General features: G+C 71.6%; 20 protein-coding genes and 1 pseudogene. 13 read left to right on the top strand and 8 right to left on the bottom strand.

Annotated features, from left to right (window positions below; translation table 11 throughout):
* Positions 1-76: 76 nt before the first annotated feature.
* The 3 genes and pseudogenes from ACFP1Z_RS11950 to ACFP1Z_RS11940 all read left to right on the top strand — a co-directional run.
* Positions 77-1,039, top strand: a pseudogene (locus tag ACFP1Z_RS11950) (MMPL family transporter); the annotation flags it as partial.
* 186 nt (positions 1,040-1,225) lie between these two features.
* Entirely contained in the window at positions 1,226-2,476 is a 1,251-nt protein-coding gene (locus tag ACFP1Z_RS11945) for an MMPL family transporter (RefSeq protein ID WP_390316304.1), read from the top strand.
* Between the two features lie 151 nt (positions 2,477-2,627).
* A complete protein-coding gene (locus ACFP1Z_RS11940; protein ID WP_390316068.1) occupies positions 2,628-3,242 on the top strand; it encodes an Rv1733c family protein in 615 nt (204 codons plus the stop codon).
* 23 nt (positions 3,243-3,265) lie between these two features.
* Here the strand turns inward: ACFP1Z_RS11940 and narI are convergent, their stop codons facing one another.
* The 5 genes from narI to ACFP1Z_RS11915 form a co-directional block, all read right to left on the bottom strand.
* A complete protein-coding gene (gene narI, locus ACFP1Z_RS11935; RefSeq protein WP_390316066.1) occupies positions 3,266-4,030 on the bottom strand; it encodes a respiratory nitrate reductase subunit gamma in 765 nt (254 codons plus the stop codon).
* Between the two features lie 36 nt (positions 4,031-4,066).
* Positions 4,067-4,690 (bottom strand): nitrate reductase molybdenum cofactor assembly chaperone, encoded by a 624-nt coding sequence (narJ, locus tag ACFP1Z_RS11930; RefSeq protein WP_390316064.1) that lies wholly within the window; start codon positions 4,688-4,690, stop codon positions 4,067-4,069.
* A 253-nt stretch (positions 4,691-4,943) separates the two neighbouring features.
* On the bottom strand, positions 4,944-6,614 hold the full coding sequence (gene narH / locus ACFP1Z_RS11925; RefSeq protein WP_390316062.1) for a nitrate reductase subunit beta: 1,671 nt from the start codon (positions 6,612-6,614) through the stop codon (positions 4,944-4,946).
* Position 6,615: 1 nt separating this feature from the next.
* Positions 6,616-10,326 (bottom strand): nitrate reductase subunit alpha, encoded by a 3,711-nt coding sequence (locus ACFP1Z_RS11920; RefSeq protein WP_390316061.1) that lies wholly within the window; start codon positions 10,324-10,326, stop codon positions 6,616-6,618.
* A gap of 156 nt (positions 10,327-10,482) precedes the next feature.
* Positions 10,483-11,664: an MFS transporter gene (locus tag ACFP1Z_RS11915; protein ID WP_390316303.1), complete on the bottom strand. Its 1,182-nt coding sequence runs from the start codon at positions 11,662-11,664 to the stop codon at positions 10,483-10,485.
* Between the two features lie 401 nt (positions 11,665-12,065).
* Between ACFP1Z_RS11915 and ACFP1Z_RS11910 the strand changes: the two genes are divergently transcribed.
* From ACFP1Z_RS11910 to ACFP1Z_RS11900, 3 genes are read left to right on the top strand one after another with little or no spacing between them, the layout of a single operon-like run.
* Complete coding sequence (locus ACFP1Z_RS11910; RefSeq protein ID WP_390316060.1) at positions 12,066-12,290, top strand: FeoA family protein; 225 nt, start codon at positions 12,066-12,068, stop codon at positions 12,288-12,290.
* A complete protein-coding gene (feoB, locus tag ACFP1Z_RS11905; RefSeq protein WP_390316058.1) occupies positions 12,283-14,310 on the top strand; it encodes a ferrous iron transport protein B in 2,028 nt (675 codons plus the stop codon). The genes ACFP1Z_RS11910 and feoB overlap by 8 nt, the downstream gene beginning before the upstream one ends.
* Entirely contained in the window at positions 14,307-14,630 is a 324-nt protein-coding gene (locus tag ACFP1Z_RS11900) for a FeoC-like transcriptional regulator (protein ID WP_390316056.1), read from the top strand. The genes feoB and ACFP1Z_RS11900 overlap by 4 nt, the downstream gene beginning before the upstream one ends.
* Before the next feature lie 119 nt (positions 14,631-14,749).
* On the opposite strand, the gene ACFP1Z_RS11895 is transcribed toward ACFP1Z_RS11900, so the two are convergent.
* On the bottom strand, positions 14,750-14,986 hold the full coding sequence (locus tag ACFP1Z_RS11895) for a hypothetical protein (protein WP_390316055.1): 237 nt from the start codon (positions 14,984-14,986) through the stop codon (positions 14,750-14,752).
* A gap of 548 nt (positions 14,987-15,534) precedes the next feature.
* On the opposite strand from ACFP1Z_RS11895, the gene ACFP1Z_RS11890 reads away from it, so the two are divergent.
* The gene (locus tag ACFP1Z_RS11890; protein ID WP_390316054.1) at positions 15,535-15,882 is read left to right on the top strand and encodes a hypothetical protein; all 348 of its coding nucleotides are present in this window, start codon (positions 15,535-15,537) and stop codon (positions 15,880-15,882) included.
* Here ACFP1Z_RS11890 and ACFP1Z_RS11885 read toward each other — a convergent pair.
* Entirely contained in the window at positions 15,825-16,253 is a 429-nt protein-coding gene (locus ACFP1Z_RS11885) for a GNAT family N-acetyltransferase (protein ID WP_390316053.1), read from the bottom strand. The genes ACFP1Z_RS11890 and ACFP1Z_RS11885 overlap by 58 nt on opposite strands.
* On the opposite strand from ACFP1Z_RS11885, the gene ACFP1Z_RS11880 reads away from it, so the two are divergent.
* Both ACFP1Z_RS11880 and ACFP1Z_RS11875 read left to right on the top strand, forming a co-directional pair.
* Complete coding sequence (locus tag ACFP1Z_RS11880) at positions 16,243-16,395, top strand: hypothetical protein (RefSeq protein WP_390316311.1); 153 nt, start codon at positions 16,243-16,245, stop codon at positions 16,393-16,395. The genes ACFP1Z_RS11885 and ACFP1Z_RS11880 overlap by 11 nt on opposite strands.
* 44 nt (positions 16,396-16,439) lie before the next feature.
* Positions 16,440-17,504, top strand: a complete 1,065-nt coding sequence (locus ACFP1Z_RS11875) for an NAD-dependent epimerase/dehydratase family protein (protein ID WP_390316052.1) — start codon at positions 16,440-16,442, stop codon at positions 17,502-17,504.
* Here the strand turns inward: ACFP1Z_RS11875 and ACFP1Z_RS11870 are convergent.
* Positions 17,478-18,809, bottom strand: a complete 1,332-nt coding sequence (locus ACFP1Z_RS11870) for a hypothetical protein (RefSeq protein WP_390316051.1) — start codon at positions 18,807-18,809, stop codon at positions 17,478-17,480. The two genes, ACFP1Z_RS11875 and ACFP1Z_RS11870, sit on opposite strands and share 27 nt — an antisense overlap.
* A 281-nt stretch (positions 18,810-19,090) precedes the next feature.
* Between ACFP1Z_RS11870 and ACFP1Z_RS11865 the strand changes: the two genes are divergently transcribed.
* The 4 genes from ACFP1Z_RS11865 to ACFP1Z_RS11850 all read left to right on the top strand — a co-directional run bounded on the left by ACFP1Z_RS11865 (position 19,091) and on the right by ACFP1Z_RS11850 (position 22,562).
* Positions 19,091-20,218 carry a hypothetical protein gene (locus ACFP1Z_RS11865; protein WP_390316050.1) on the top strand — a complete coding sequence of 376 codons (1,128 nt, stop codon included), beginning with the start codon at positions 19,091-19,093 and terminating at the stop codon, positions 20,216-20,218.
* A 6-nt stretch (positions 20,219-20,224) separates the two neighbouring features.
* Complete coding sequence (locus tag ACFP1Z_RS11860; protein ID WP_390316048.1) at positions 20,225-20,665, top strand: hypothetical protein; 441 nt, start codon at positions 20,225-20,227, stop codon at positions 20,663-20,665.
* A 156-nt stretch (positions 20,666-20,821) separates the two neighbouring features.
* The gene (locus ACFP1Z_RS11855) at positions 20,822-21,367 is read left to right on the top strand and encodes an RpiB/LacA/LacB family sugar-phosphate isomerase (protein ID WP_390316047.1); all 546 of its coding nucleotides are present in this window, start codon (positions 20,822-20,824) and stop codon (positions 21,365-21,367) included.
* A complete protein-coding gene (locus ACFP1Z_RS11850) occupies positions 21,357-22,562 on the top strand; it encodes a DegT/DnrJ/EryC1/StrS family aminotransferase (RefSeq protein ID WP_390316046.1) in 1,206 nt (401 codons plus the stop codon). The genes ACFP1Z_RS11855 and ACFP1Z_RS11850 overlap by 11 nt, the downstream gene beginning before the upstream one ends.
* Positions 22,563-22,579: the final 17 nt, after the last annotated feature.

The following is a 22,579-nucleotide window of genomic DNA, read 5'->3' as shown; positions in this document are numbered from 1 at the left end:
ACCGTCCGCCGCGGTGCCCGCGCGGGGGCGGCTGGGGTCCCTCGGCGAGTGGTGTGCGCGGCACTTCGTCCTGGTCATGGTGGCGTGGCTGGTCCTCGTGGGCGCCACGCAGGCGCTGGACCGGGCGTTCGGCGGAGCCTACTCCGACGATGTCACGCTCTCCGGGGCGCAGTCGGTGCGCGGGATCGAGGTGCTCAGCGCCCACGAGCCGGCCGCCGGCGGCTACGCCACCCCGGTCGTCCTGCACAGCGGCACACGGCCGTTGGCTTCCGCCGCCCCTGAAGTGGCCGCCGTCGCCGGCGATCTGCGGCACCTGCCGCACGTGCTGTCCGTACAGGACCCGCTGCGTACGCCGGCCGCGCGGCCCGCGCCCGTCGTGCCCCGGGCGCTGCGGCCGGTGTCGGCGGACGGCAGGACCGCGTACCTCACCGTCCGCTTCGACGTGCTGCCGCTGCTGCTGGGCCAGGACTATCTGCGCGGTATGGACCGGGTGGTGGCGCCGCTGCGGGCGAGCGGGGTGGAGGTGGAGTACGGCGGGACGCTGGGCGAGCTGGCCCGGCCCCTGCCGAACGACACGGTCAGCGAGCTCATCGGCTACGGCGCGGCCGTCGTGGTCCTGCTGGCCGGGTTCGGCAGCGTCCTGGCCGCGTTCGTGCCGCTGCTGACCGCGCTGGTCGGCATCGTCACCGGGCTGGCGTGCCTGGGGCTGGTGGCGGCCGCCTTCACGTTCTCGACCGTCTCGCCGTCCCTGGCCACGATGATCGGCCTCGGGGTGGGCATCGACTACGCCCTGTTCCTCATCACCCGGCACCGGCAGAACCTCATCGACGGGATGCCCCCGGCGGTGAGCGCGGGGCGCGCGGTGGCGAGCAGTGGGCGGGCGGTGGTGGTCTCCGGGTGCACGGTCGTCGTGGCGCTGGGCGGCCTGTGGGCCAGTGGCCTGTCCTTCATCGGGAAGCTGGGCACCGCCGCCGCCTTCACGGTGGTCACCGCCGTGCTCGCCGCCCTCACGCTGGTCCCGGCGCTGCTCGGCCTGCTCGGCCGCCACATCGACCGCTTCCACGTCCGTACGCCGGTCGCGGAACGGGACGCGGGGGCCGCCGGCGGGGAGCGGACCGGCCGGCGTCCGCTGTTCGTCCGGCGTGGCGGACATGACCGCGATCCGGAACCGGGCACCGGGCCCGGGCCGGAAGTCCACACCGAACGGCGGCACCACGCGCGGCACATGGAACACCCCACCCGGCCCGCCTGCGGGACCACGGCCCGCTTCGGCAGCCGTTCCCCGGACGCGGAGCGGGACTCCGCGCGGCACGCGCAACGCCTCCCTGACGCCGCCCGCACCCGGGCGCACGGCGCCGGACCCCGGCGGGAATCCCGCCTCGGCTGGCGCCGCTACGCCCAGCGCGTCGAGTCCCACCCCTGGCGGTACCTGGCCGCCGGTCTCGCCGCGACGCTCGCCCTCTCCGTCCCGCTGTTCTCCATCCAGCTGGGGCACATCGGCGACGGCGCCGACCCCGTCTCCTTCACCGACCGGCGCGCCTTCGACCTGATGTCCTCCGCCTTCGGTCCCGGGTCCAACGGTCCGCTGACCGTCGTCGTCGACCAGAGCGGGGTCCCCGCCGGGGAACGGCCCGCGCTGGCGGCCCGTACCCGGCGCGCCCTGGACCGCCTCCCCGGCACGGCCGCCGTGACTCCGGTGCGGCCCACCCGGGACGGCTCCGTGCTGACCGCGACGGTCGTCCCGGCGACCGTTCCGCAGGACGCGGCCACCACGCACCTGACCGACCGTCTCAAGGACGGCGTCCTGCCAGGGGCGGTGGCCGGTACCGGGGCCCATGGCTATGTCACGGGCCCCACGGCCGTCCAGGTCGACTTCCTCGACATGGTCGCCGACCGTCTCCCGGTGATCATCGCCGTGGTCGTGGGCCTGGCGTTCCTGATCGTCCTGGCCGTCTTCCGGGGCGTACTGCTGGCCCTGAAGGCGGCCGTGCTCAATCTGGTCTCGATCGCGGCCTCCTACGGCGTGCTCGTCGCCGTCTTCCAGTGGGGGTGGGGCAGCCCCGCCCTCGGCGTGCACGACACGGTGCCGATCGAGAGTTTCGTGCCGATGGCGATGTTCGCGATCGTCTTCGGCCTGAGCATGGACTACGAGGTCTTCCTGCTCTCGCGGGTCCACGAGGCGTGGCTGCGCACGGGGAACGCGCGGGGCAGCGTCGCCCACGCCCTGGAGACGACGGCCCGGGTCATCACCTGTGCCGCGATCGTCATGACCAGTGTCTTCGCCGCGTTCATCGTCAGTCCGATGGTGGTGGTCAAGATGCTCGGACTCGGCCTCGCGGTGAGCGTCCTGATCGACGCGACCCTGATCCGGCTCGTGCTCGTCCCGGCGACGATGACGCTGCTCGGCGGCTGGAACTGGTGGCTACCGGGCTGGCTCGACCGCCGTCTGCCCCGGATCAGCGCCGACATGCGGTGACCCGGAGGGCGGTCGCCCGGCCGTCCGTCCCGGGCCGGTCGGCCGCGGGCGGGGACGGTCGGCCCCTGACCGGGGGCGCCTGGCGGGGGCACGGTGGCGGTGATGCCGGCGCGAGGCCGCCGACGCTTCGCGGCACGAGGAGGGCGAGGTCATGAGCGCACGTCCGCCAGGTCCGGAGTCGGGTCCGGAGTCGGGCTCGTGCCCCGGCGGGGCGCGGGGCGCCGGGTCCCTGGTGCGCCCGTGCGACCGGGTGCGGCGCTGGTTCACCGGGCTGCTGCTGGCCGGGACGTGCGTGGCCGCCCCGGCCGCCGGGGCGGTGGCGGGTCTCGGCTGCTACCGGGCGGAGCTGCGTGCCGTGGACCCGGACGCGGGGGTGTACGCGGCGGACGCCCGCCTGACGCGGGATGCCGGAGGGGACGCCTTCGGCGGCCGGTCGCCCCGGCTCGTGACCGTTCCGGTGAGCTGGACAGCGCCGGACGGTACGGTCCGTACGGCCTCGGTGAAGGTCGACCCGGGCAGCCCGCGCGGGGCCGGGGTGCGGGTGTGGGTGGCGCGGGACGGCTCGGCGACCGCCTCCCCGCCCAGGACCGCCGCGCAGGCCGCGACGGCGGCCTGGCTGGCGGCCGGCGGCGCCGCGGCCGGGGTTCCGCTCCTGGCCTGGGGCGGCTGGCGGGTCTTCGTGCTGGTCACGGACCGCAGGCGGGCCGCGCAGTGGGAGGCGGAGTGGAGGCAGAAGGAGCCGGAGATGTCGGGACGCGTCCGGTGAACCACCTTCCCGTGCAAGGTGGTTCAGCCGACGCGTTCCCAGCCGCGCCGGGGCGGCCGTACCCCGAGCCGGGGTTCGCGGCTGCGGTAGACGATGTACGGCCGCCACAGGTAGCCCACCGGCGCGGTCAGCATGTGCACGAGCCGGGTGAAGGGCCAGAACGCGAACAGCAGCAGGGCGCTGAGGGCGTGGAGCCGGAACAGCAGGGGGGCTCCGCTGATCAAGCCGACGTCCGGGCGCAGCGTGAACAGGGAGCGGAACCAGACCGAGATGGTGCTGCGGTAGTCGTATCCCTCGCCGACGAGGTTGGCGACGACGGTGGCGGACAGGCCGAGCAGGATGGTCACGGTCAGCGAGAGGTACATGGCCTTGTCGTTGCGTGTGGTGACGGAGAAGACCGGACGGACGGTGCGACGGCGCACGACCAGGATCGCCAGCCCGCCCAGGGTGCACACGCCGGCGGCGGTGCCCAGGGCGACGGCGGTGACGTGGTAGCTGTGCTCGCTGATGCCGGCCGCCTCGGTCCAGTTCTTGGGCACGAGCAGTCCGCCGATGTGTCCGAGCAGGACGAGGAGGATGCCGAAGTGGAAGAGGGGGCTTCCGATGCGCAGCAGGCGTCTTTCGTACAGCTGGGAGGAGCGGGTGGTCCAGCCGAACTTGTCGTAGTGGTAGCGCCAGATGTGGCCGAGGACGAAGACGGTGAGGGAGAGGTAGGGCAGGACGACCCACAGCAGGGTGTCCCAGGTGGCGGGTGTGGTCGGGGCGTCGGTGGGGAAGTCGTTGTTCATCGCGGGGCTTTCGTGGGGCTCTTGTGGGGGGGGCGGTCAGGGGCTCGGGGGCGGCGCGGAAGGGGCGGCCGTGCCGACCTGTTCCTCGGGGGGTCCTTCGGCGGCGAGGCGGGCGACGGCGGTGTGTTCGTCGCCGCTGAGCGCGGGCAGGGTGGCGTGCAGGGAGTCCAGCACGTGGTGCCAGGGGGAGCCGGCCCCGTGCAGGGCGAGCCGCAGGAGTTCGATGCCGGCGCGGTGCTCGCCGAGCAGCCGCCGGCCCTCGTGGGTGCCCGCGGCGGCGGCGAACTCCAGGACGACGGCGAGGTGGTCGGGCAGTTCGTCGCCGACCAGCCGCCAGCCGGCGGCGACGTAGGTCTGTTTGAGCCGCAGCAGGGCGGGGCCGCGGCGGCGGGTGTCGCCGTGGGCGTAGTAGGTCAGGTAGGGGCAGCAGCGCCGGCGCTGGTCGAAGGTGGCGACGTAGTCGGCGGCGAGGTCCTGCGGAGCGCGGGTGCCGACGTGGTCGGCGAAGACCAGCAGGGGTGCGGCCACCCGCTGGGGGAGGGTGGCGGCGGCCCGGCGGGCCAACGGCAGCCAGTGGCGGTGGAATTGCTCGTCGGGATAGGCGAGCAGCAGGGACTGGGCCTGCCAGGCCCGGGGCGTGTGGACGTCGGCTCGGGTCACGGCGCGGCCCCGCTCGCATCGTCCTGGCGGACGGCCTCCCGCGGGGAGCGAGCCTGCCGGACACGGCACACCCAGGCACCAGCACGCATCACGGACGCGGCCCCGCTCCCATCGCCCTCACCAACAGCCTTCCGCGGGCATCGCGCCCGCCGGGCGCGGGTCACGGCACGGCCTCGTCCCTGCCGTGCTCGGCGGCGGCCTTCCGCGACGACTCGGCTCGCCCGGCGCCGAACTGTCCGCATGGCGGCGCGCGTCACGGTCCCGGCTCGCTCTCGCCGGTTTGCCCTTCAGGCCGTTCGGGCCGTTCCGGCGGGAAGAGTCCGGGTGGTTTTCCTCGGCCATCCCAGGCGAGCAGGTTGACCCGGCCGCTGTCGGTCGTCTGGCGTTCGCGCAACGCCCGGTAGTTCTCGACGGCGAGTGGTGTCGGCTCGCCGGAGGACTCGCCGAAGGGGCCGTAGCCGCCCATGCCGGGCCCGCCGGTGTAGTCGAGGCTGCACTCGGTGGCCAACTCCTCCAGGGCGTGGGCCTGTTCGGCGTGCGCGGGCGGGATCACGTACCGCTCGTCGTACTTGGCGAGGGCCAGAAGCCGGTACATGGCGCGCAGTTGTCGCCCCGTCATGCCGACGGCGCGGGCGATGGTCTCGTCGGGTTCGCGGCCGAGGTTGATGTCGCGCATGTACGCGCGCATGGCGGCGAGCCGTCGCAGGACGGCGTCGACGGGGGCCGGGTCCCCGGCGGTGAACAGGCCCGCGAGGTAGTCGACGGGGATGCGCAGGGCGTCGATGGCGGCGAAGAGGTTGCGGTGGTGCTCGGCGTCGTGGCCGGTGTCGCGCAGGGCGTCGGCCACGGGTGAGAGCGGGGGGATGTACCAGACCATGGGCAGGGTGCGGTACTCGGGGTGCAGGGGCAGGGCCAGCCGGTACTCGTTGATCAGGGAGTGCACCGGGGAGCGGCGGGCGGCGTCGATCCAGTCGCGGGGGATGCCGGAGCGCTCGGCCGCGGCGGCGACCTGCGGGTCGTCGGGGTCGAGGAGGACGGACCGCTGGGCTTCGTAGAGGTCCTTGGGGTCGGGGGTGGAGGCGGCGGCGAGGACGCGGTCGGCGTCGTAGAGGACGAGGCCGATGTAGCGGAGCCGGCCGACGCAGGTCTCGGAGCAGACGGTGGGCAGGCCGACCTCGACGCGGGGGAAGCAGAAGGTGCACTTCTCGGCCTTGCCGGTGCGGTGGTTGAAGTAGACCTTCTTGTACGGGCAGCCCGTGACGCACATGCGCCAGCCCCGGCAGCGGTCCTGGTCGACGAGGACGACGCCGTCCTCCTCCCTTTTGTAGATGGCGCCGGAGGGGCAGGAGGCGGCGCAGGAGGGGTTGAGGCAGTGTTCGCAGATGCGGGGCAGGTAGAACATGAAGGTCTGCTCGAACTCGAAGCGGACCTTGTGCGAGAGCTTGTCCAGCAGAACGTCCTTCTCGCCGTGGTCGGTGGAGCCGCCGAGGTCGTCGTCCCAGTTGGCCGACCAGGTGATCGCGGTGTCCTGGCCGGTGATGAGGGACTTGGGGCGGGCGACGGGGATCTGGTCCTGCAGGGGGGCGCGGGTGAGGGTGTCGTAGTCGTAGGTCCAGGGTTCGTAGTAGTCGTCGAGGCCGGGCAGCCGGGGGTTGGCGAAGAGGGTGAGGAGTTTTTTCAGGCGGCCGCCACCCTTGAGGACGAGTCTGCCGCGCCGGCCGAGCGTCCAGCCGCCGCGCCAGGTCTCCTGGTCCTCGTAGCGGCGGGGGTAGCCCTGGCCGGGGCGGGTCTCGACGTTGTTGAACCACACGTACTCGACGCCGCCGCGGTTGGTCCACGCCTGTTTGCAGGTGACGGAACAGGTGTGGCAGCCGATGCACTTGTCGAGGTTCATCACCATGGCGATCTGTGCCAGGACGCGCACGTCAGTACTCCACCTTCTGCGAGCGGCGGCGGATCACGGTGACCTCGTCGCGCTGGTTCCCGGTGGGCCCCAGGTAGTTGAAGGCGTAGGACAGCTGGGCGTAGCCGCCGATGAGATGGCTGGGTTTGATCAGCAGCCGGGTCAGTGAGTTGTGGATGCCGCCGCGGCGGCCGGTGGTCTCGGCGCGGGGGACGTCGACGACGCGGTCCTGGGCGTGGTGCATGTAGACGGTGCCTTCGGGCATGCGGTGGGAGACGACGGCGCGGGCGACGACGACGCCGTTGCGGTTGACGGCCTCGATCCAGTCGTTGTCGTGGATGCCCACTTTCTCCGCGTCCTTGGGGCTCATCCAGATGGTGGGGCCGCCGCGGGAGAGGGACAGCATGAAGAGGTTGTCCTGGTACTCGGAGTGGATGGACCACTTGCTGTGCGGGGTCAGATAGCGGACGGTGACGCCGAGTTCGCCGTGCTCGCCGACCTGGGGTTCGCCGAAGAGGGCGTGCATGTTCAACGGCGGCCGGTAGACGGGGAGTTGTTCGCCTAGGGCGGCCATCCAGTCGTGGTCGAGGTAGAAGTGCTGGCGTCCGGTGAGGGTGTGCCAGGGTTTGAGGCGTTCGACGTTGACGGTGAAGGGCGAGTAGCGGCGGCCGCCGGTCTCGGATCCGGACCATTCCGGGGAGGTGATGACGGGGACGGGGCGGGCCTGGGTGTCGGCGAAGGTGATCTGTTTGCCCTCGTGTTCGGCGGCGAGGTCGGCCAGGGGGGTGCCGGTACGGGCCTCCAGGGTGCGGAAGCCCTGGGTGGCGAGGTGTCCGTTGGTGGTACCGGACAGGGTGAGGATCGCCTCGCAGGCGTCGGTGTCGCGGGCGAGGGAGGGGCGGCCGTCGGCGGGTCCGCCGCGCACGGTGCCGTTCTTGCGGCGCAGGTAGTCGACTTCGCGGTCGACGCGGTAGGTGATGCCCTTGGTGGTCAGCCCTTGGGCGTCCGGGAGGGGGCCGAGCGCGGTGAGCTTGTCGGCGACGGCGGCGTAGTCCCGCTCGACGACGGCCAGTTTGGGAAAGGTGCGGCCGGGGACGGGCTCGTGCGTGCCGTCCTTCCAGTCGGTGACGCGGCCGTGCGGGGTGGCCAGTTCGTCGGGGGTGTCGTGGGTGAGGGGCGCGGCCACCAGGTCCTGGCGGGTACCCAGGTGGGTGGCGGCGAGGCCGCTGAAGGCGCGGGCGAGGGCGGTGAAGGCGTCCCAGTCGGTGCGGGTCTGCCAGGGCGGGGGGATCGCGGGGTTGAAGGCGTGCACGAAGGGGTGCATGTCGGTGCTGCTGAGGTCGTGTTTCTCGTACCAGGTGGCGGCGGGCAGCACGATGTCGGAGTGGAGGGTGGTGCTGGTCATCCGGAAGTCGAGGGTGAGCAGCAGGTCGAGCTTGCCGGTGGGCGCGGTCTCGTGCCAGACGACGTCGCGGGGGCGGGCGCGGGGCGGGGTCTCGGTGGCGCGGACGGCCGCCTCGGTGCCCAGCAGGTGGTGGAGGAAGTATTCGTTGCCCTTGGCGGAGGAGCCGAGGGGGTTGGCGCGCCAGACGGTCAGGACGCGGGGGAAGTTGGCCGGGTCGTCGGGGTCCTCGCAGGCGAACCTCAGCCGCCCTGCCTTGAGTTCGTTCAGGACGTGGTCGGCGGGGGCGCGGCCGGCGGCCGTGGCGTCGTCGGCGAGGTCGAGGGGGTTGCGGTCGAAGGTGGGGTAGGAGGGCATCCACCCCATGCGGGCGGATGCGGCGATCACGTCGGCGGTGGACAGTCCGGCGAAGATTCCCCCGTGGCCGGCGGCGGCGAGGGTGTCGGCGCCGAAGTGGTCGTAGCGGTACTGGTCGGTGTGCAGGTACCAGTAGGCGGTCTGGATCATCTGCCGGGCGGGCCGCTGCCAGTCGGAGGCGGTGGCCAGCGTCGCGTGTCCGGTGAGCGGGCGGACCTTCTCCTGGCCGACGTAGTGGGCCCAGCCGCCACCGTTGACGCCCTGGCAGCCGGTGAGGGTGGTGAGGGCGAGGAAGGCCCGGTAGATGGTGTCGGAGTGGAACCAGTGGTTGGTGCCGGCCCCCATGACGATCATTGAACGGCCTTGGGTCTCCTCGGCGTTGGCGGCGAACTCGCGGGCGATGCGGGCGGCCGTGGCGGCGGGCACGCCGGTGAGGGGTTCCTGCCAGGCGGGGGTGCAGGGCTGCTCGGGGTCGTCGTAGCCGGTGGGCCAGACTCCGGGCAGTCCCGTACGGGCCACGCCGTACTGGGCGAGGAGCAGGTCGTACACGGTGGTCACGAGGCGTCCGGCGACGTGGCGGACGGGGACGCCGCGCAGGACGACGCCGGCGGCGCCGTCCGGGGTGTCGAAGCGGGGCAGCCGTACCTCGACGGCGCCTTCCGCTCCCCCGGCGGCGGACAGCAGCGGGTCGGTGCCGCCGAGGTCGAGGTTCCAGCGGCCGGCGCCGGACTCGCCCCAGCGGTCCCCCAAGGTGCCGTTGGGGACGACGGGTTCGCCGGTCGCCGCGTCGAGGAGCACCGTGCGGAAGGCGGCGTGCTCGGCACGGGCGGCCTCTCCCCCGAGGCCCTCGGCGGTGAGGAACTTGCCCGGCGTGTACGACTGTTGGCCGCTGTCGTCCAGGGTCACGAGGAACGGCAGGTCGGTGCAGCGCTTGACGTAGTTCTCGAAGCGCTCGCACCGCCGGTCGACGAAGAACTCCTTGAGGATCACGTGTCCCATGGCGAGGGCGAGGGCGCCGTCGGTGCCGGGGCGGGCGGGCAGCCACTCGTCGGCGAACTTGACGTTGTCGGCGTAGTCCGGGGAGACGGCGACGACCTTCTGTCCCCGGTAGCGGGCCTCGGCCATCCAGTGGGCGTCCGGGGTGCGGGTGACCGGCAGATTGGCGCCCCACATGATCAGGTAGCCGGCGTCCCACCAGTCGCCGGACTCGGGGACGTCGGTCTGGTCGCCGAAGACCTGCGGGGAGGCGACGGGCAGGTCCGCGTACCAGTCGTAGAAGGAGAGCATCACGCCGCCGAGCAGCGAGTAGAAGCGGGCCCCGGCGGCGTGCGAGACCATCGACATGGCCGGGATCGGGGAGAACCCGGCGAGCCGGTCCGGCCCGTACGCCTTGATGGTGTGCACGTGGGCGGCGGCGGCCAGCTCCAGTGCCTCGTCCCAGCCGGCCCGCACCAGGCCGCCCCGGCCGCGGGCGGCCTTGTAGGCGCGGGAGCGTTCGGGGTCGGAGACGACGTCGGCCCAGGCCAGCACCGGGTCGCCGAGCCGCTGTCTCGCCTCGCGGTACATCTGGAGCAGGACGCCGCGCACGTAGGGGTGGCGGACGCGGGTGGGCGAGTAGGTGTACCAGGAGAAGGCGGCGCCGCGCGGGCAGCCGCGCGGCTCGTACTCGGGGCGGTCGGGGCCGGTACTGGGGTAGTCGGTCTGCTGCGACTCCCAGGTGATGATGCCGTCCTTGACGTACACCTTCCACGAGCAGGAGCCGGTGCAGTTGACGCCGTGGGTGGAGCGGACCACCTTGTCGTGCGACCAGCGGTCGCGGTAGAAGGCGTCGGCCTGGCGGCCGCCGGAGCGGTGGACGGTGCGCAGGTCGTCGGAGATGTCGGCGCGGGTGAGGAAGCGGCGGGCCCGGACGAGGGCCTCGGTCAACTCGCCGTCCAGGCCCGGTGATTCGACGGTCGTGGCGGGGTCTGGCACTGCCTCGTCCTCCTCCGGGCCGTACCGGCCCGCTCGTACGCGGCTCGCGGCCGGTGGTGCGCGCGTCTCACGCGCCACCTTGCCGCACCGCCCCGTGAGGGGAACGCACGACGCGCCTTCAAACCTCCGTTTGCCGGGCCGGTTCCGGCCGTACGGTCACCCGGCCCCGGCGGCCGCCGCGCTCCGCGTTCCGGCCATGGCCCGGCGTACCCGGGTGAGGGTGAAGGCGAGGGCACTCGCCGCGACGAGCGCCAGGAGGAGCAGGCCCACGGCGTACGAGCCGGAGGCCCCGTAGATGCCGCCCATCACCAGCGGCGGGACGAAGCCGCCCAGGCCGCCGGCCGCGCCGACCACGCCCGTGACGGAGCCGACCATGTTCCCCGGGGAGAGCAGGGCGACGAGCGCGAAGGTGGCGCCGCTGCCCGCGCCCAGCGCCGCGGCCATCGCGAGGAACGCGATCGTGCCGACCGGCATCAGCGGCGGGGTCGCGGACTGCACGGCCGCCCCGGCCACGACCACCGCGAGCGAGCCGGCCAGGACCCGGACGGGTCCCACGCGGTCCGACAGCCAGCCGCCCACGGGCCGCATCGCGACCGCCAGCAGCACGAAGCCGGCCATGCGGTTGGCGGCGTCGGCCTGGGTGAGGCCGTAGCCGGTGCGCAGATAGGTCGGCAGGTAGACGGAGAAGGCCACGTAGCCGCCGAAGGTCACCGCGTACAGGGCGGACGCCTCCCAGGTGACGCCGAGGCGGGCGGTGGCGGCCAGGCGGCGGAGCAGCGGTTCGGCGGGCACGGTACGGCCGGGCGCGTCCCGCAGGAGGGCGAAGGACAGGACCGCGTACGCGAGCAGGACGGCGGCGGTGATCAGGAACGGGTTGGCCATGCCGTGGGCGTCGACGAGCCGCACGGTGGTCAGCGCGCTGACGGCCGTACCGCCCATGCCCACGCCGAACAGGCCGATGGCCAGCCCGCGCCGCTCCGGCGGGAACCAGGCGTTGGTGAACGGCACGCCCACCGCGAACGAGGTGCCGCCGATACCGAGGAAGAAGCCTCCCACCAGCAGCCCCCACAGCGAGGAGTGTCCCGACAGGCCCAGGTACAGCACCGGTACGACGGTCGCGGCCGACACCAGGGGGAACATCACGCGGCCGCCGAAGCGGTCGGTGAGCGCGCCCACCGGGATCCGGCCCACCGAGCCCACCACGACGGGCACCGCGACGAGCAGCGACTGCTGGAAGGAGTCGAGCGCCAGGATGTCCTTGAAGCGCGGGCCGAGCGGGCTGAGCAGCGCCCAGGCCCAGAAGTTCACGGCGAAGCCGAGCGTGGCGAGGAACAGCATCAGCCAGGGCCTGCCCGCCGGGGCGGCCCCGGCGGCTCCGGCCCCGGTCTTCTCGTCCTCGGTCATGTCCTGTGGTCCGCTCATGGCGACCCCTTCCTTCGATGGTGCAGCGGGCTGCCGCGCCGCTCCGGGAGCGTGAGTCCCGTACGGCCCAGCGGCCTCCTCTGAAGCATCGGCGGAAGGCGACGGGGCGGACATGGGCCGAACGGGGCCGAACCCGCGGCCGGAGGTCCGCGCGGACGCTCCGCGCCGCGCCATCAGGTCCGGGGCCGTGGGTCCGGCCGGACCCACTCCCTTGGGACGAAAGTCCCTTAAATGCCAACTTTCCCCAAAGTCATGCCATCTACGGGTAATTCCGAGTCAGGCGAGCCTTACCTTGGTCGCGATCTGGAGGTACGGACATGACGTTGCGGGACTGCGCACCGGACGCGCGGATACGGATCGACGGCCTTTCCCTCCCCGCGGGGGACCGTCTCAGACTCACCGAGCTGGGGTTCGTCCGGGGACAGGAACTGCGCGTCGTCGCGCGGGGCGCGGCCGGCGGACTGCTGGTGGCCCTCGGGGACGCGCGCATCGCCCTCGACGCGGACACCACTCGCGGGATCCGGGTGAGCGCCGGTGGCTAAGGCGTGCTGCGCGACAGCCGACAGCGATCACCCGCTCCCCGGCGCGGCGGACGGCGGACAGCCCCCTGTCGTCGCGCTCGTCGGCAGTCCCAACGTCGGCAAGTCGACCCTGTTCAACGCGCTGACGGGCGCGCGGGCGCGCGTCGGCAACTGGCCGGGCACGACGGTGCACGTCGCCCGGGGCACCTGGCGCCCGTCGGGACACACCGGCGTCGGACTCCTCGATCTGCCCGGTACGTGCAGCCTCGTACCGCGCTCCCCCGACGAGGCCCTCACCCGGGACCTCCTCCTGGACCCGCAGGCCGCCGGGCGTCCCGAGCTCGTCGTCGTCACCGCCGACGCCGCGAACCTGGCGCGCGGCCTGTGCCTGTTCGCCGAGGTGCGCGAGACCGGTGTGCCGTGCCTGGTCGCGCTGACCATGACGGACGTGGCGGCCGCGCGCGGCATCGAGATCGACACCGGCGCTCTGGCGGACCTGCTGGGGGTACCGGTCGTGCCGGTCGTCCCCCGCAGACGGCAGGGTCTTGACGGGCTCGGCGAGGCGGTGTGCCGGGCGCTCGCCGAGGAACGGGCGGGTCTGGCCGCGACCGCCGCCGTGGACGACACCGCCGGGGGCGGCCCTGCCGTGGACGTCCCCACCGCCGACGACCCCGCCGCTGGGGACGCCACCGCTGAGGACGCCGACATCGCGCGGGCCGAGGCGCGCTTCGCCTGGGCGCACGAGGTGCTCGCGCGGGTACGGACCCGGCGCGGCGCCGGAGCGCAGACCCTCTCCGACCGGGTCGACCGCGTCCTGACCTCCCCCTGGCTGGGCGGCCCCTTCTTCCTCGCCGTCATGTGGCTGGTCTTCACCGCCACCACGACCCTCGCCAAACCGCTCCAGGACGGCCTGACCGCCTTCTTCTCCGGGCCGGTCGCGAGCGGCGCCGGATCCGTACTCGGCACGGCGCACGCCCCGGACTGGCTGTCCGGCCTGGTCGTCGACGGCCTGATCTCCGGAGTGGGCCAACTCCTGTCCTTCGTCCCGCTGATGGGCATCATGTTCGTGCTGATGGCCGTCCTGGAGGACTGCGGCTATCTGGCACGCGCGGCCTTCCTCGTCGACCGGCTGATGCGGCGCCTGGGCCTGCCCGGCCGCGCCTTCCTGCCCATCGTCGTCGGCTTCGGATGCAACGTGCCCGCGCTGTCCGCCGTCCGCGTCCTGCCGAACCGGCGTCACCGCCTGCTGGTCGGCATGCTCATCCCCTACGCGTCGTGCAGCGCGCGGCTGACCGTCTACGTGCTGATGGCGAGCGTCTTCTTCGGCAGTGCGGCGGGCACCGTGGTGTTCGCCCTGTACGTCCTGTCCGTCCTGCTCGTCGTCGGCGTCGGCATGCTGCTGCGGCACACGCTCTTCCGTGAACTGCGCGGAGAGTCCCTGGTGCTGGAACTGCCGCCCTACCGGCTGCCGACCGTGCGCGTGGTGGGCACGCAGACCTGGCAGCGGCTCCTGGCCTTCCTCAAGACCGCCGGCGGGGTCGTGGTCGCGACCGTCACCGCCGTGTGGCTGTGCGCGGCCGTCCCCGTGGGCACCGCGCCCGGTACGGGCTTCGGTGCCGCACCCGTCGAGCACAGCGCCCTGGGCGCCGCCTCCCGCGCCGTGGCGCCGCTCTTCGCTCCCGCGGGCTTCGACGACTGGCACGCGGCGGCGGCGCTGGGCACCGGGTTCGTGGCCAAGGAGGCGGTGGTCTCCACCATGGCCCAGACGTACGGCACCGACGCGCCCGAAAACCCTTCCCCCGAGGGCGGGTTGAGCACATCCCTGCGCGAGACCTTCGACCACGCCTCGGGAGGCCATCCGCTGCCGGCGGTGCTGGCCTTCCTGGTCTTCCTGCTGGCGTACACCCCGTGCATGACCACGATCGCCACGCAGTGGCAGGAGATCGGCGGCCGACTGACCCTCACCGCCACCGTCCTGCAAGTGATGGTCGCCTGGCTGCTGGCGGTCGCGGTGTTCCGGATCGGGGGGCTCTGGTGGTGAGCGCTTCCGTCAGCCCACTGCGGCACATCCTGCGACTCGTCCAGGAGACCCGGGGCAGCCTGCGCCTGGAGGAGCTCGCGGAACGGGCGGGCGTGGCACCCGACGAGGCGGCGTCGATGGTCGACTACTGGGTCGCCCGGGGGGTGTTGACGCGCGAGGAGGTGGGCGGCGGCTGCCCGGCGGCGGGGTGCGGCGGCTGTGCGCTCAAGACGTCCTGTGCCCCGTCGGGCCGGGCCGGGGGCGGGGGCATCGCACCGGTGCTGTATGCCATCCGGCCTGCCCGGCCCGCCGACGGAGGGGCGGGGCAGCGCGTCGGCTGATCCGCGCCGCCCCTCGGGCCGGACGACCCTGCCCCGCTGACGGGCAGAGCCGTCCGGCCGAGCGGTGCGAGCCGTTGTCGGCGGCCGTCTCCCGGGCGCCCGGGAGACGGCCGCGCACGTCACCGCAGGACGGAGTCGGCCGTGGTGCCGGAGCCCGAAGAGAGGCTCTGCGCGGCGGAGTTGACGGTGTCCTTGACGTTGGTGACCAGACCGGACTCGACCGTCTTGGTGGCCGCGGCCGGCGACTGCGCGCTGTGGTGGTGCTCGGCGGCCATCGCGGTGCCGGCCTGACCGAGGACCACCGCCGAAGCGGCGACGGCCAGGGTCGCGGACAGGACGGTACGGGAAACGGACATGGTGACTCCTTGTCGTGCACGGGGAAGAGTGCGGTGCTCACCGGGAAGGTCTCGCCGGTGAGGGCCCCGATAGCTACCGACCGCACCGGCCGCCGGTCAAATGCCGCCCGCACCAGCTCACTTGACTCCTGACGGACAGACGACCGGTGCCAGAACACCGGCGCGGAGCGGGCTCTCACGACCGGGGGACGCGGGGTCAGCGAAACCCGCTGTCCGGTCCCTCAACGGAATGACGCCCGCCGGACAGTGAACACGACGGCCTCCGCTGACCGTACGAGGGAACGCCGTCCATCCGGCAAGCTGATCACACTGGTTCGGGGGACGCGCCCCGTCGACCAGCGGCACCGGAGAAACCGCGAAGGCGACACCGGCACAAGGGAATCAATACGCACATCAGTGCCACACATCGCAGCAGCCCCACAAGTCCCGCTGTGATCACGAACACCCCGAACTGGTTGCCCAATACAGCTAGTTGGCCGACGGGCCTTCGGTAGCGACTGCCGGATCTCCATTCGGGGCCCGTCGAGGCCCCCCAGACCGTCACCGCCATGAACGCAGAGCTCGCCACCTACAACGAGGCATCCCGCGCGGCAGCCGCTACCCACGGCGCGCTGCTCCTCGACGTGTGGACCCCGTTCACCGCCACCGCCCGGCATCTGCCCCCCCTGGACGGTGACGGTCCGATCAGCCTGTGGAGCGACGGCGCGCACCTGACCGAGCTCGGGGACACCGTGCTGCTCCAGCAGGCCGAACGGCTCCTCGCCGAGCAGCGCATCGTCGAAAAGCTCCTCGACTCCCCGCTCCTGGAACGCGACTGCCGGATGCCCCGGCCACCACCTCACCCTGATCGCTTCGTTCCCCGAGGGAGCACTGGCCGCCAGACCATGCGCTGGTAAGGGATGGGCCGGAAGCCGAGCTCTTCGCAGAGGCCGACGCCGGACTCGGTGGCGGTGAGCGCGGCCGAGGAACAGCCCTGGGCGGCCAGCCAGTCGCGGGCGGCCCGGGTGACGCGGCGGGCGTAGCCGCGCCGCCGGTATGCGGGATCGGCGGCAACTTGGTGGATCTCCCCGTGCCACAGGGCGGTGGAGCTGTGGCCGGGCAGCCGCAGGGAGAGACCGGCGCACGCACGAGGCGAGCCTGCCGGGGACACCGGGAGCGTCGATGACGAACACGGCGAAGTGCGGGTCGTTCTGGAGGAAGGCCCGGAATGCCTGCTCGCACTCCTTAATCCAGGTTCCGCCGGGGGTGGGTTCGTCGTGGTTGGCATCGAGCATGACGCGACGCAGCCGGACGAGTTCGGGGACGTCGTCGGGTATCGCGCGACGGACGATCGGCATGGGCGGGATGCTAGCGGCGTACTGCTGTTGCGGGCAGTTGAATCCCTGTACTTCGCCGACGTCGGCACATGACGGGTGGTGGCGGGGCGTACCCCAGAGACGGCAGGATCGTCCCCATGCGGATTCTCATTCTGGGCGGGACCTGGTTCTTGGGGCGTGCAGTCGCGCAGGAGGCTCTCGCGCGGGGGTGGCGAGTGTCGACCTTCAACCGAGGAGTGTCAGGCACTGATCTCCCGGGCGCGGAGGCGGTCCGCGGCAACCGTGAGGATGCGGGCGACCTCGCCCGTCTTGCGGCGCAGGGGCCCTGGGACGCCGTGGTCGATACGTCCTCGTCAGCGCTCGCGCCGCGCAGCGTTCTCGCCGGGGCGCGGGCGCTTGAGGCGGCGGCTGGTCGGTATGTCTATGTTTCGACGGTCAATGCGTATCGCGGCTGGCCTTCCGAGCCGTTGACGGAGAGTTCGGAGCTGCTGGACGGGCCTGCGGATGCGGATGCTGACTACGGGCGTCAGACGAAGGAGGGGGATGGCCCCAATCTGCATTACGGTCGGCAGAAGGCCGGTGCCGAGCGCGCGGTGTGGGAGGCGTTCGGAAAGGATCGTGTCGCCGTGCTGCGACCCGGCGTGATTCTCGGGCCTGGAGAGTATGTGGGCCGACTGCCGTGGTGGCTGCGTCGAGCCGAGCGCGGCGGTGCGATCCTTGCTCCGGGTGAGCCGACGAAGAGCATCCAGCCCGTGGATGTCCGAGACGTTGCGATCTTCGCTCTGGACCAGGCGATGGCTCGTGACGGCGGCGCGTACAACGTGACGGCACCCATCGGGCGGGAAACGATGGGGGGCTTCCTGGAGGCGTGCCTCGACGCCACGGGCCGCCGGGGGCACTTGGTCTGGACGCCCGATGACCTGCTTGTCGAGCACGCTGTGGCGCAATGGACAGAGCTTCCGCTGTGGCGTACGTACCCCGGGGTCTGGAATGTCAGCTCGGAACAGGCCCAGGCGGCCGGGTTCGTGTGCCGGCCGCTGGCCGAGACTGTCGAGTCGACGTGGGCCTGGCTGAACCAGGGTGGCATCCCTGTACAGCACCCGCGGTGGAGCGAGCACGGCATCGACGAACAGAAGGAAGCGGCGATCCTCGCGGCGGCGAGCGGCGGCGAGATCTCAGCCTTCAATGGCGAGGTGCGCTGAACCACCGAGTCCCCGCGATACAGCGTTGGCGGTGAAGTCCTCGATGCGTTCGCCGAGTTCGCGCGCTTCGGAAGCGTCACGGAACGCAGGCTGCGTGAGGTGTTTTCTGGTGGTCAGCAGGCGTTCGGTGATGCCTGTGCCCCGCCATTCGCTGCCCACGTCGAAGACGGGGTTCAGAGCCTCGGCCGCACCCGCCAGTTCCCCGCGCAGCAGCCGGGCGCGTGCGAGGTCTGCGGAGGCTTTGCAGCTGATGACTATGGAGCGGGCGGACTCCGGTGTATCGGCCAGCAGTTGCAGCGCGTGGGTGGCGGACTGTTCCGCATGGTCGGAGTCGCCCAGGAGGAGGTAGCTGGTGGCGTTGCTCATGGCGAGGCGTGCAGCGTGGAAGCCGAACTCACCACCGATGTCGTCGTGCAGCTCGTCCCGGTCACTGTTGCCGGGTTCGAGGGACTTGGCCAAGGCTCCCTCTGCGCTGTCGCGGTCGCCCAGGTGGGCATAAGCGCGAGCTTGAATGGCAGACAGGCGTGTGATCGCGGTGGCGCCGAGCCCGCCGTACCGTTCCATCGCCGAGCCGGCCAGCCGCACCGCCTCCGTCGGTCGGTTTTCCCAGAAGGCGATGTATGCCAGCAGGCCCGTTGCGTAGGCCTGAAGGGGGCCGTCCTCGATGACCTCTCCGTAGAGGGCCGCCGTGCGGGCGAGTTGCACGGACGGCCCGAAGAATCCGAGGTCGAAGGCCGCAACCGACATGATCGCCGAGGCTTCACCAGCCGCCAGGTACAAGTCATGGCGCTGCCTGGGCCGTTGCGTACGGTCGAGCAGGGTCTGGGCCAAGCGCTGCAGCTCTTCGCCGTGGCGGTGCGCGTCGCCCGGAGAAGTACTGTGGTACGTGCGCGCCAGGGCGATGACGTCGTCTTTCAGCTGATCGAGGGTGATGTCGGACACGGAAAGGGAGGCGGCATTCGACGCGTGGGCGGCGGCGTCCCGAGCAGTCATGGCAGATTCGCTTTCGTCGAGCACAGACACTGGAGTTGGCGGCGGGACCGCGTCGGCCGGCCCGAACAAGATGCGGGCGGCATAGCCGTACATGCGCTCCAGGATCAGCGGCGCGGGATGCAGCGGCAGCTTGACGACTTGGCCGCCCGTCCAACGCCGGTAGGTGGGCTCACTGACCGTGGCTGAGGCGATCCTCGGATCGGACCGCTCTTTCGCAAGCTCCTTCGCGTTGTCTTCGTAGTCCTGGACGAACTGCCGGAAGGGCACCCCGGCCTCCACGGTCAGGACCCGCAGCAACGACCTCTCAGCCACATGACTCCCCTCACCGGCCGACTGGTGGGTCGAGCCAGGAACGCTGGCCCCGCTATGTCAACTCTCCCCGAACACCGGGGAAGAACAACCCACTTACGTCATGTGAGACCCAGGTGATACTCCGGTGATCGCATCAGCCTCGAACGAGTACTCAGGTGAGACCCGCCACGATATGGCTGTGACGGGCCAAGGACAGCGAATCTATCGACTCGCCCAGCAGTCGGGACGGCAATCGGCCTCCCGGCGACGCGGGCAACGCATCGCCCTTGGAGGCAACTTCCATGCCCGCCGTTCTCGACGTCGCCAGTTCGACGCTGATCAACAACGTGCCCTACATCACGGCATGGTCCGGGGAACTGCCCATCAAGACGGCTGTGATCACCACCCGGAGGGGGATCGCCTACCCGCGCGAGACCATCTACGACCGCGACGAGCACGGAGTGCTGTGGAGCGCGTACGGCCTACGGCAAGGCCGGGGGAAGCCCGACTTCGGCAAGATCCATCCGCAGCGGCAACGCCGCGCCATGGGGGCGTTGCGCTGCCAGGTCTGCGGGAGCCCGGCCGGTGAGACTCAAGCTGGCGCCCTGTGGCTCTTGGACAGAGAAGGTGTCGAGGGCGAGTTCCCGTCAGAAGGCGAGGTGACGACGCACCCGCCGGTGTGTGCGCCCTGCGCCGGCAAGGCGGTCACACTCTGCCCCACCCTCCGCCGCGAGCACAGCTTGGTACGCGTGAAGAAGCCGACGATCGCGGGTGTCCATGGTGTCCTCCACAAGCCCGGCTACCCCTATGCCGTGGCCGGCGACAAGGCGTACGTCTCCTACGACGACCCCAAGGTCCGCTGGGTGCTTGCCGGACAGCTCTACGCGAAGTTGTACGGGATCACTCCGGTGTCACGAAAAGAGCTGGCAGCGGTCAAATCGGAGCGTCTGACGCTTCAGCAGCGTCTCTACGCCTCCGTGGCCGGAGTGTCCTTCGAGGTAATGCACCTCGATGGCGACCACCAGGCCACGCTCCCCCAGCTCAACGCCGACACGATCCGGGCGACCATCGACACCGTCCTCAACTCCGAACCGGGACCGGATCTCGACCTGGACAACCTCGCGAAGGCCGTCCAGGACCTGAAAGGCCACCTGGGGCTGCTGATGCCGATGGTCGCCGGTGTGCACCCGGAGCTGGTGGCGTCGGTTGGGCGCCGGCTGCAGTACGAGCCGCCGGACGCGCACCGGTACCCGGCGTGCGCGCGGCAGTGGGCGGAGGAGTCGGCCCGTACGGCCCGCCAGCTCCTTGCCCTGGCCTGTGCCGACGAGATGACCGAGCAGCGGCACGCCGGTGTGGAGGAAGGTCCTGGTGCCCTGGCACCCGGAAGAGAAGCCCGTCCCCACCCGCCCGTCGATCACGCGTCGGGGTGACCTTGCATGGCTGGTGCGGTGAATGCCGCGCGGGGATACTGGTGCGAGGTGGTCTACGGCGGCGCCGGATGGGGCCGGATCGTGCTGGGCACGCTCCCGACTCCCTTCCTCGGCCGGGCGCTGCGGTGGCTGCGCCGTCAGGCCGTGCGTATCGCTGACGGACTTGACCCCGACCCGGATACGGCACCGTCACCGCACGGAGCCCTCCACAAGGTCAATACCGAATTCCAACTCGGAGATGCACCCGCCGAGTTACGCGCCTGGGCGAACGACGATCGGTCGCGTCAAGCCGCCTACGACCAACTGCGCGGCGGGACACCGTTCGCTCTGACAGCGACCGACCACACGGGCCGGTACGTACTCGCCGCCTGGCCCGTGGACGTCCCGGCACGCCTCGACGCACTGCCCGCGCAGTCCACGAACTCCCACTCTGGTCACCTGAAATAAAGGAAGCATCGCCGTAGTAAGCGGTTTCCTCTTTCGGTGATCAGAGTGGGCCAGATGTCCGCCACTGACCTGCCCAGTCCGTGGCGGATCGCTCGGCCCCGCCCCCGGAGCCGGCGCCCGTGACGACGCCGACCCTTCCTGTAGAGGAGTGACACCGTGGATGGTCATACGTGCCATGAGCACCCCCAGTCCCACCGGGGTGAACGGGTATTACAGCAGCTCCGCATCGCCGTGGGATCCGACAAGGCCGGCCGCGATCACGCGACGGCGTTGACCGACGACCTTCGAGCGAGCTCTCTCGTCTCATCCATCATCGACATCAGCGCGCTCGACGGCCAGGGACGGGCGGCCTACCCGGAGATCGCGTTCGCAGCGGCGCAGCTCGTCGCGGACGGCCGCGCGGACCGGGCGCTGCTGGTGTGCCATACCGGTCTCGGCATGGCGATTGCCGCCAACAAGATCCCCGGCATCCGCGCGGTGACGGCTCACGACTCGTGGTCCGTGCGCTGTGCGGTGCTGTCGAACAACGCGCAGGTCCTCACTTTGGGCCAGGGCATCGTGGGCCTCGGCCTCGCGCGGCGTCTGGTCGAGGAGTGGCTGACGTACCGGTTCGACGACACGTGCTCGGCCGCCGCGAAGATCGAGACGATCAGTGCCTTCGAAGACCGCTGGCAGGGACGGAGCGCTGCTGATGCCCACTGACCCTGCCACCGTGCCGAGTACGGATGCTGTGCTGCGCTGGCCTGTTGAGCCCGCGCAGGGAGGCTGGTACACCCGTGCGGAACGTGAGGCGGTTCGCGCCGTGTTGGCGGAGTCGGACGACTGGCACGTGGGCTGGAAGCCGGCCGGGTACGTCGGGGCGTTCGAGGACGCCTTCGCAGGGTTCACCGGAAGCCGGTTCGCCGTCGCGTTCAACTCCGGCGGTACCGCGCTGGAGATGCTGCTGCACTACCTCCAGCTCGATCCGGGTGATGAGGTGATCTCCTGTGCGGTGAACTTCGTCGGTCCCCTCATCGCGATCATCGGCCAGGGCGGCAAGCCCATCCTGGCCGAGCCCGAGCCGGACACCCTCAACCTGGACCCTACCGACGTCGAGCGGGTGATCAGCCGCCGCACGCGGGCGATCCTCGTCACGCACTGGAACGGCGCCGTCGCCGACATCCGCCCCTTCCTCGACCTGGCCGACCGGCACCCCAACCCGGTCCACGGGGCACCCCTGATCATCGTGGACGCTGCCCGCGCGTGCGGAGGCCGTACGCCCACCGGTGCCCGGGTCGGAGCTGAGGGGTGGGCGACGATGTTCAGCTTCGAGTCGAAGAAGCTGATGACCACCTTCGGCCAGGGCGGCATGGTCACCACCGACGACCAGGCCCTCGCCGAGCAGCTTCGCTGGCTGCGCACCTATGGGGGGACGGAGCACTGGGGCACCAACCAGATGATGACCAAGGCCCAGGCAGCAGTGGGACTGGTGCAGTTGGCACGCCTGGACGAGATGAACGACGCGCGCATCGCACGGGCCCACCAACGCACCCGCGGTCTGGCCGACACCCATGAGCTCACCATGCCACCGGTCATCGACGACCGCCGGCACCTGTACTACCGCCACAACCTGCTGGTGCCCGAAGCCTGGGCCGGCGAGGGCCGCGACGAGCTGATGAACACCCTGGCCGCCGAGTACGGCCTCGGGAGCATCATCAACGACCGCCCCCCGTACCTCTTCCACCGCCTGATCCGGGCCCACACCGCCGGCCAGCGCTGCCCCCGCGCGGAACAGCTCACCGCCCGGCTGCTGTGCCCCTGCCTGCACCCCCGCATGAGCGTCGCCGAGGAAGACGAGATCACCGACGCCGTCAGGGGCGCCACCGCACAGATCGCCCGCACCCGCAGCACGTCCTGACTGAGAAGGGCAGAAGC

Source organism: Streptomyces gamaensis (assembly GCF_042656465.1).
Classification (GTDB): Bacteria; Actinomycetota; Actinomycetes; order Streptomycetales; family Streptomycetaceae; genus Streptomyces; species Streptomyces gamaensis.
Note: the sequence above shows the minus strand (reverse complement) of the source record. Positions and strands in the feature narration are given on the sequence as shown.

Bases quoted from the DNA above. Each gene is read 5' to 3' on its own strand.
- ACFP1Z_RS11945 (WP_390316304.1), top strand. From the start codon at position 1,226: ATGGAACACCCCACCCGGCCCGCCTGCGGGACCACGGCCCGCTTCGGC.
- ACFP1Z_RS11940 (WP_390316068.1), top strand. From the start codon at position 2,628: ATGAGCGCACGTCCGCCAGGTCCGGAGTCGGGTCCGGAGTCGGGCTCG.
- narI (WP_390316066.1), bottom strand. From the start codon at position 4,030: ATGAACAACGACTTCCCCACCGACGCCCCGACCACACCCGCCACCTGG.
- ACFP1Z_RS11915 (WP_390316303.1), bottom strand. From the start codon at position 11,664: ATGCTGTTCCTCGCCACGCTCGGCTTCGCCGTGAACTTCTGGGCCTGG.
- ACFP1Z_RS11910 (WP_390316060.1), top strand. From the start codon at position 12,066: ATGACGTTGCGGGACTGCGCACCGGACGCGCGGATACGGATCGACGGC.
- ACFP1Z_RS11895 (WP_390316055.1), bottom strand. From the start codon at position 14,986: ATGTCCGTTTCCCGTACCGTCCTGTCCGCGACCCTGGCCGTCGCCGCT.
- ACFP1Z_RS11890 (WP_390316054.1), top strand. From the start codon at position 15,535: ATGAACGCAGAGCTCGCCACCTACAACGAGGCATCCCGCGCGGCAGCC.
- ACFP1Z_RS11885 (WP_390316053.1), bottom strand. From the start codon at position 16,253: ATGCCAACCACGACGAACCCACCCCCGGCGGAACCTGGATTAAGGAGT.
- ACFP1Z_RS11875 (WP_390316052.1), top strand. From the start codon at position 16,440: ATGCGGATTCTCATTCTGGGCGGGACCTGGTTCTTGGGGCGTGCAGTC.
- ACFP1Z_RS11865 (WP_390316050.1), top strand. From the start codon at position 19,091: ATGCCCGCCGTTCTCGACGTCGCCAGTTCGACGCTGATCAACAACGTG.
- ACFP1Z_RS11860 (WP_390316048.1), top strand. From the start codon at position 20,225: ATGGCTGGTGCGGTGAATGCCGCGCGGGGATACTGGTGCGAGGTGGTC.
- ACFP1Z_RS11850 (WP_390316046.1), top strand. From the start codon at position 21,357: ATGCCCACTGACCCTGCCACCGTGCCGAGTACGGATGCTGTGCTGCGC.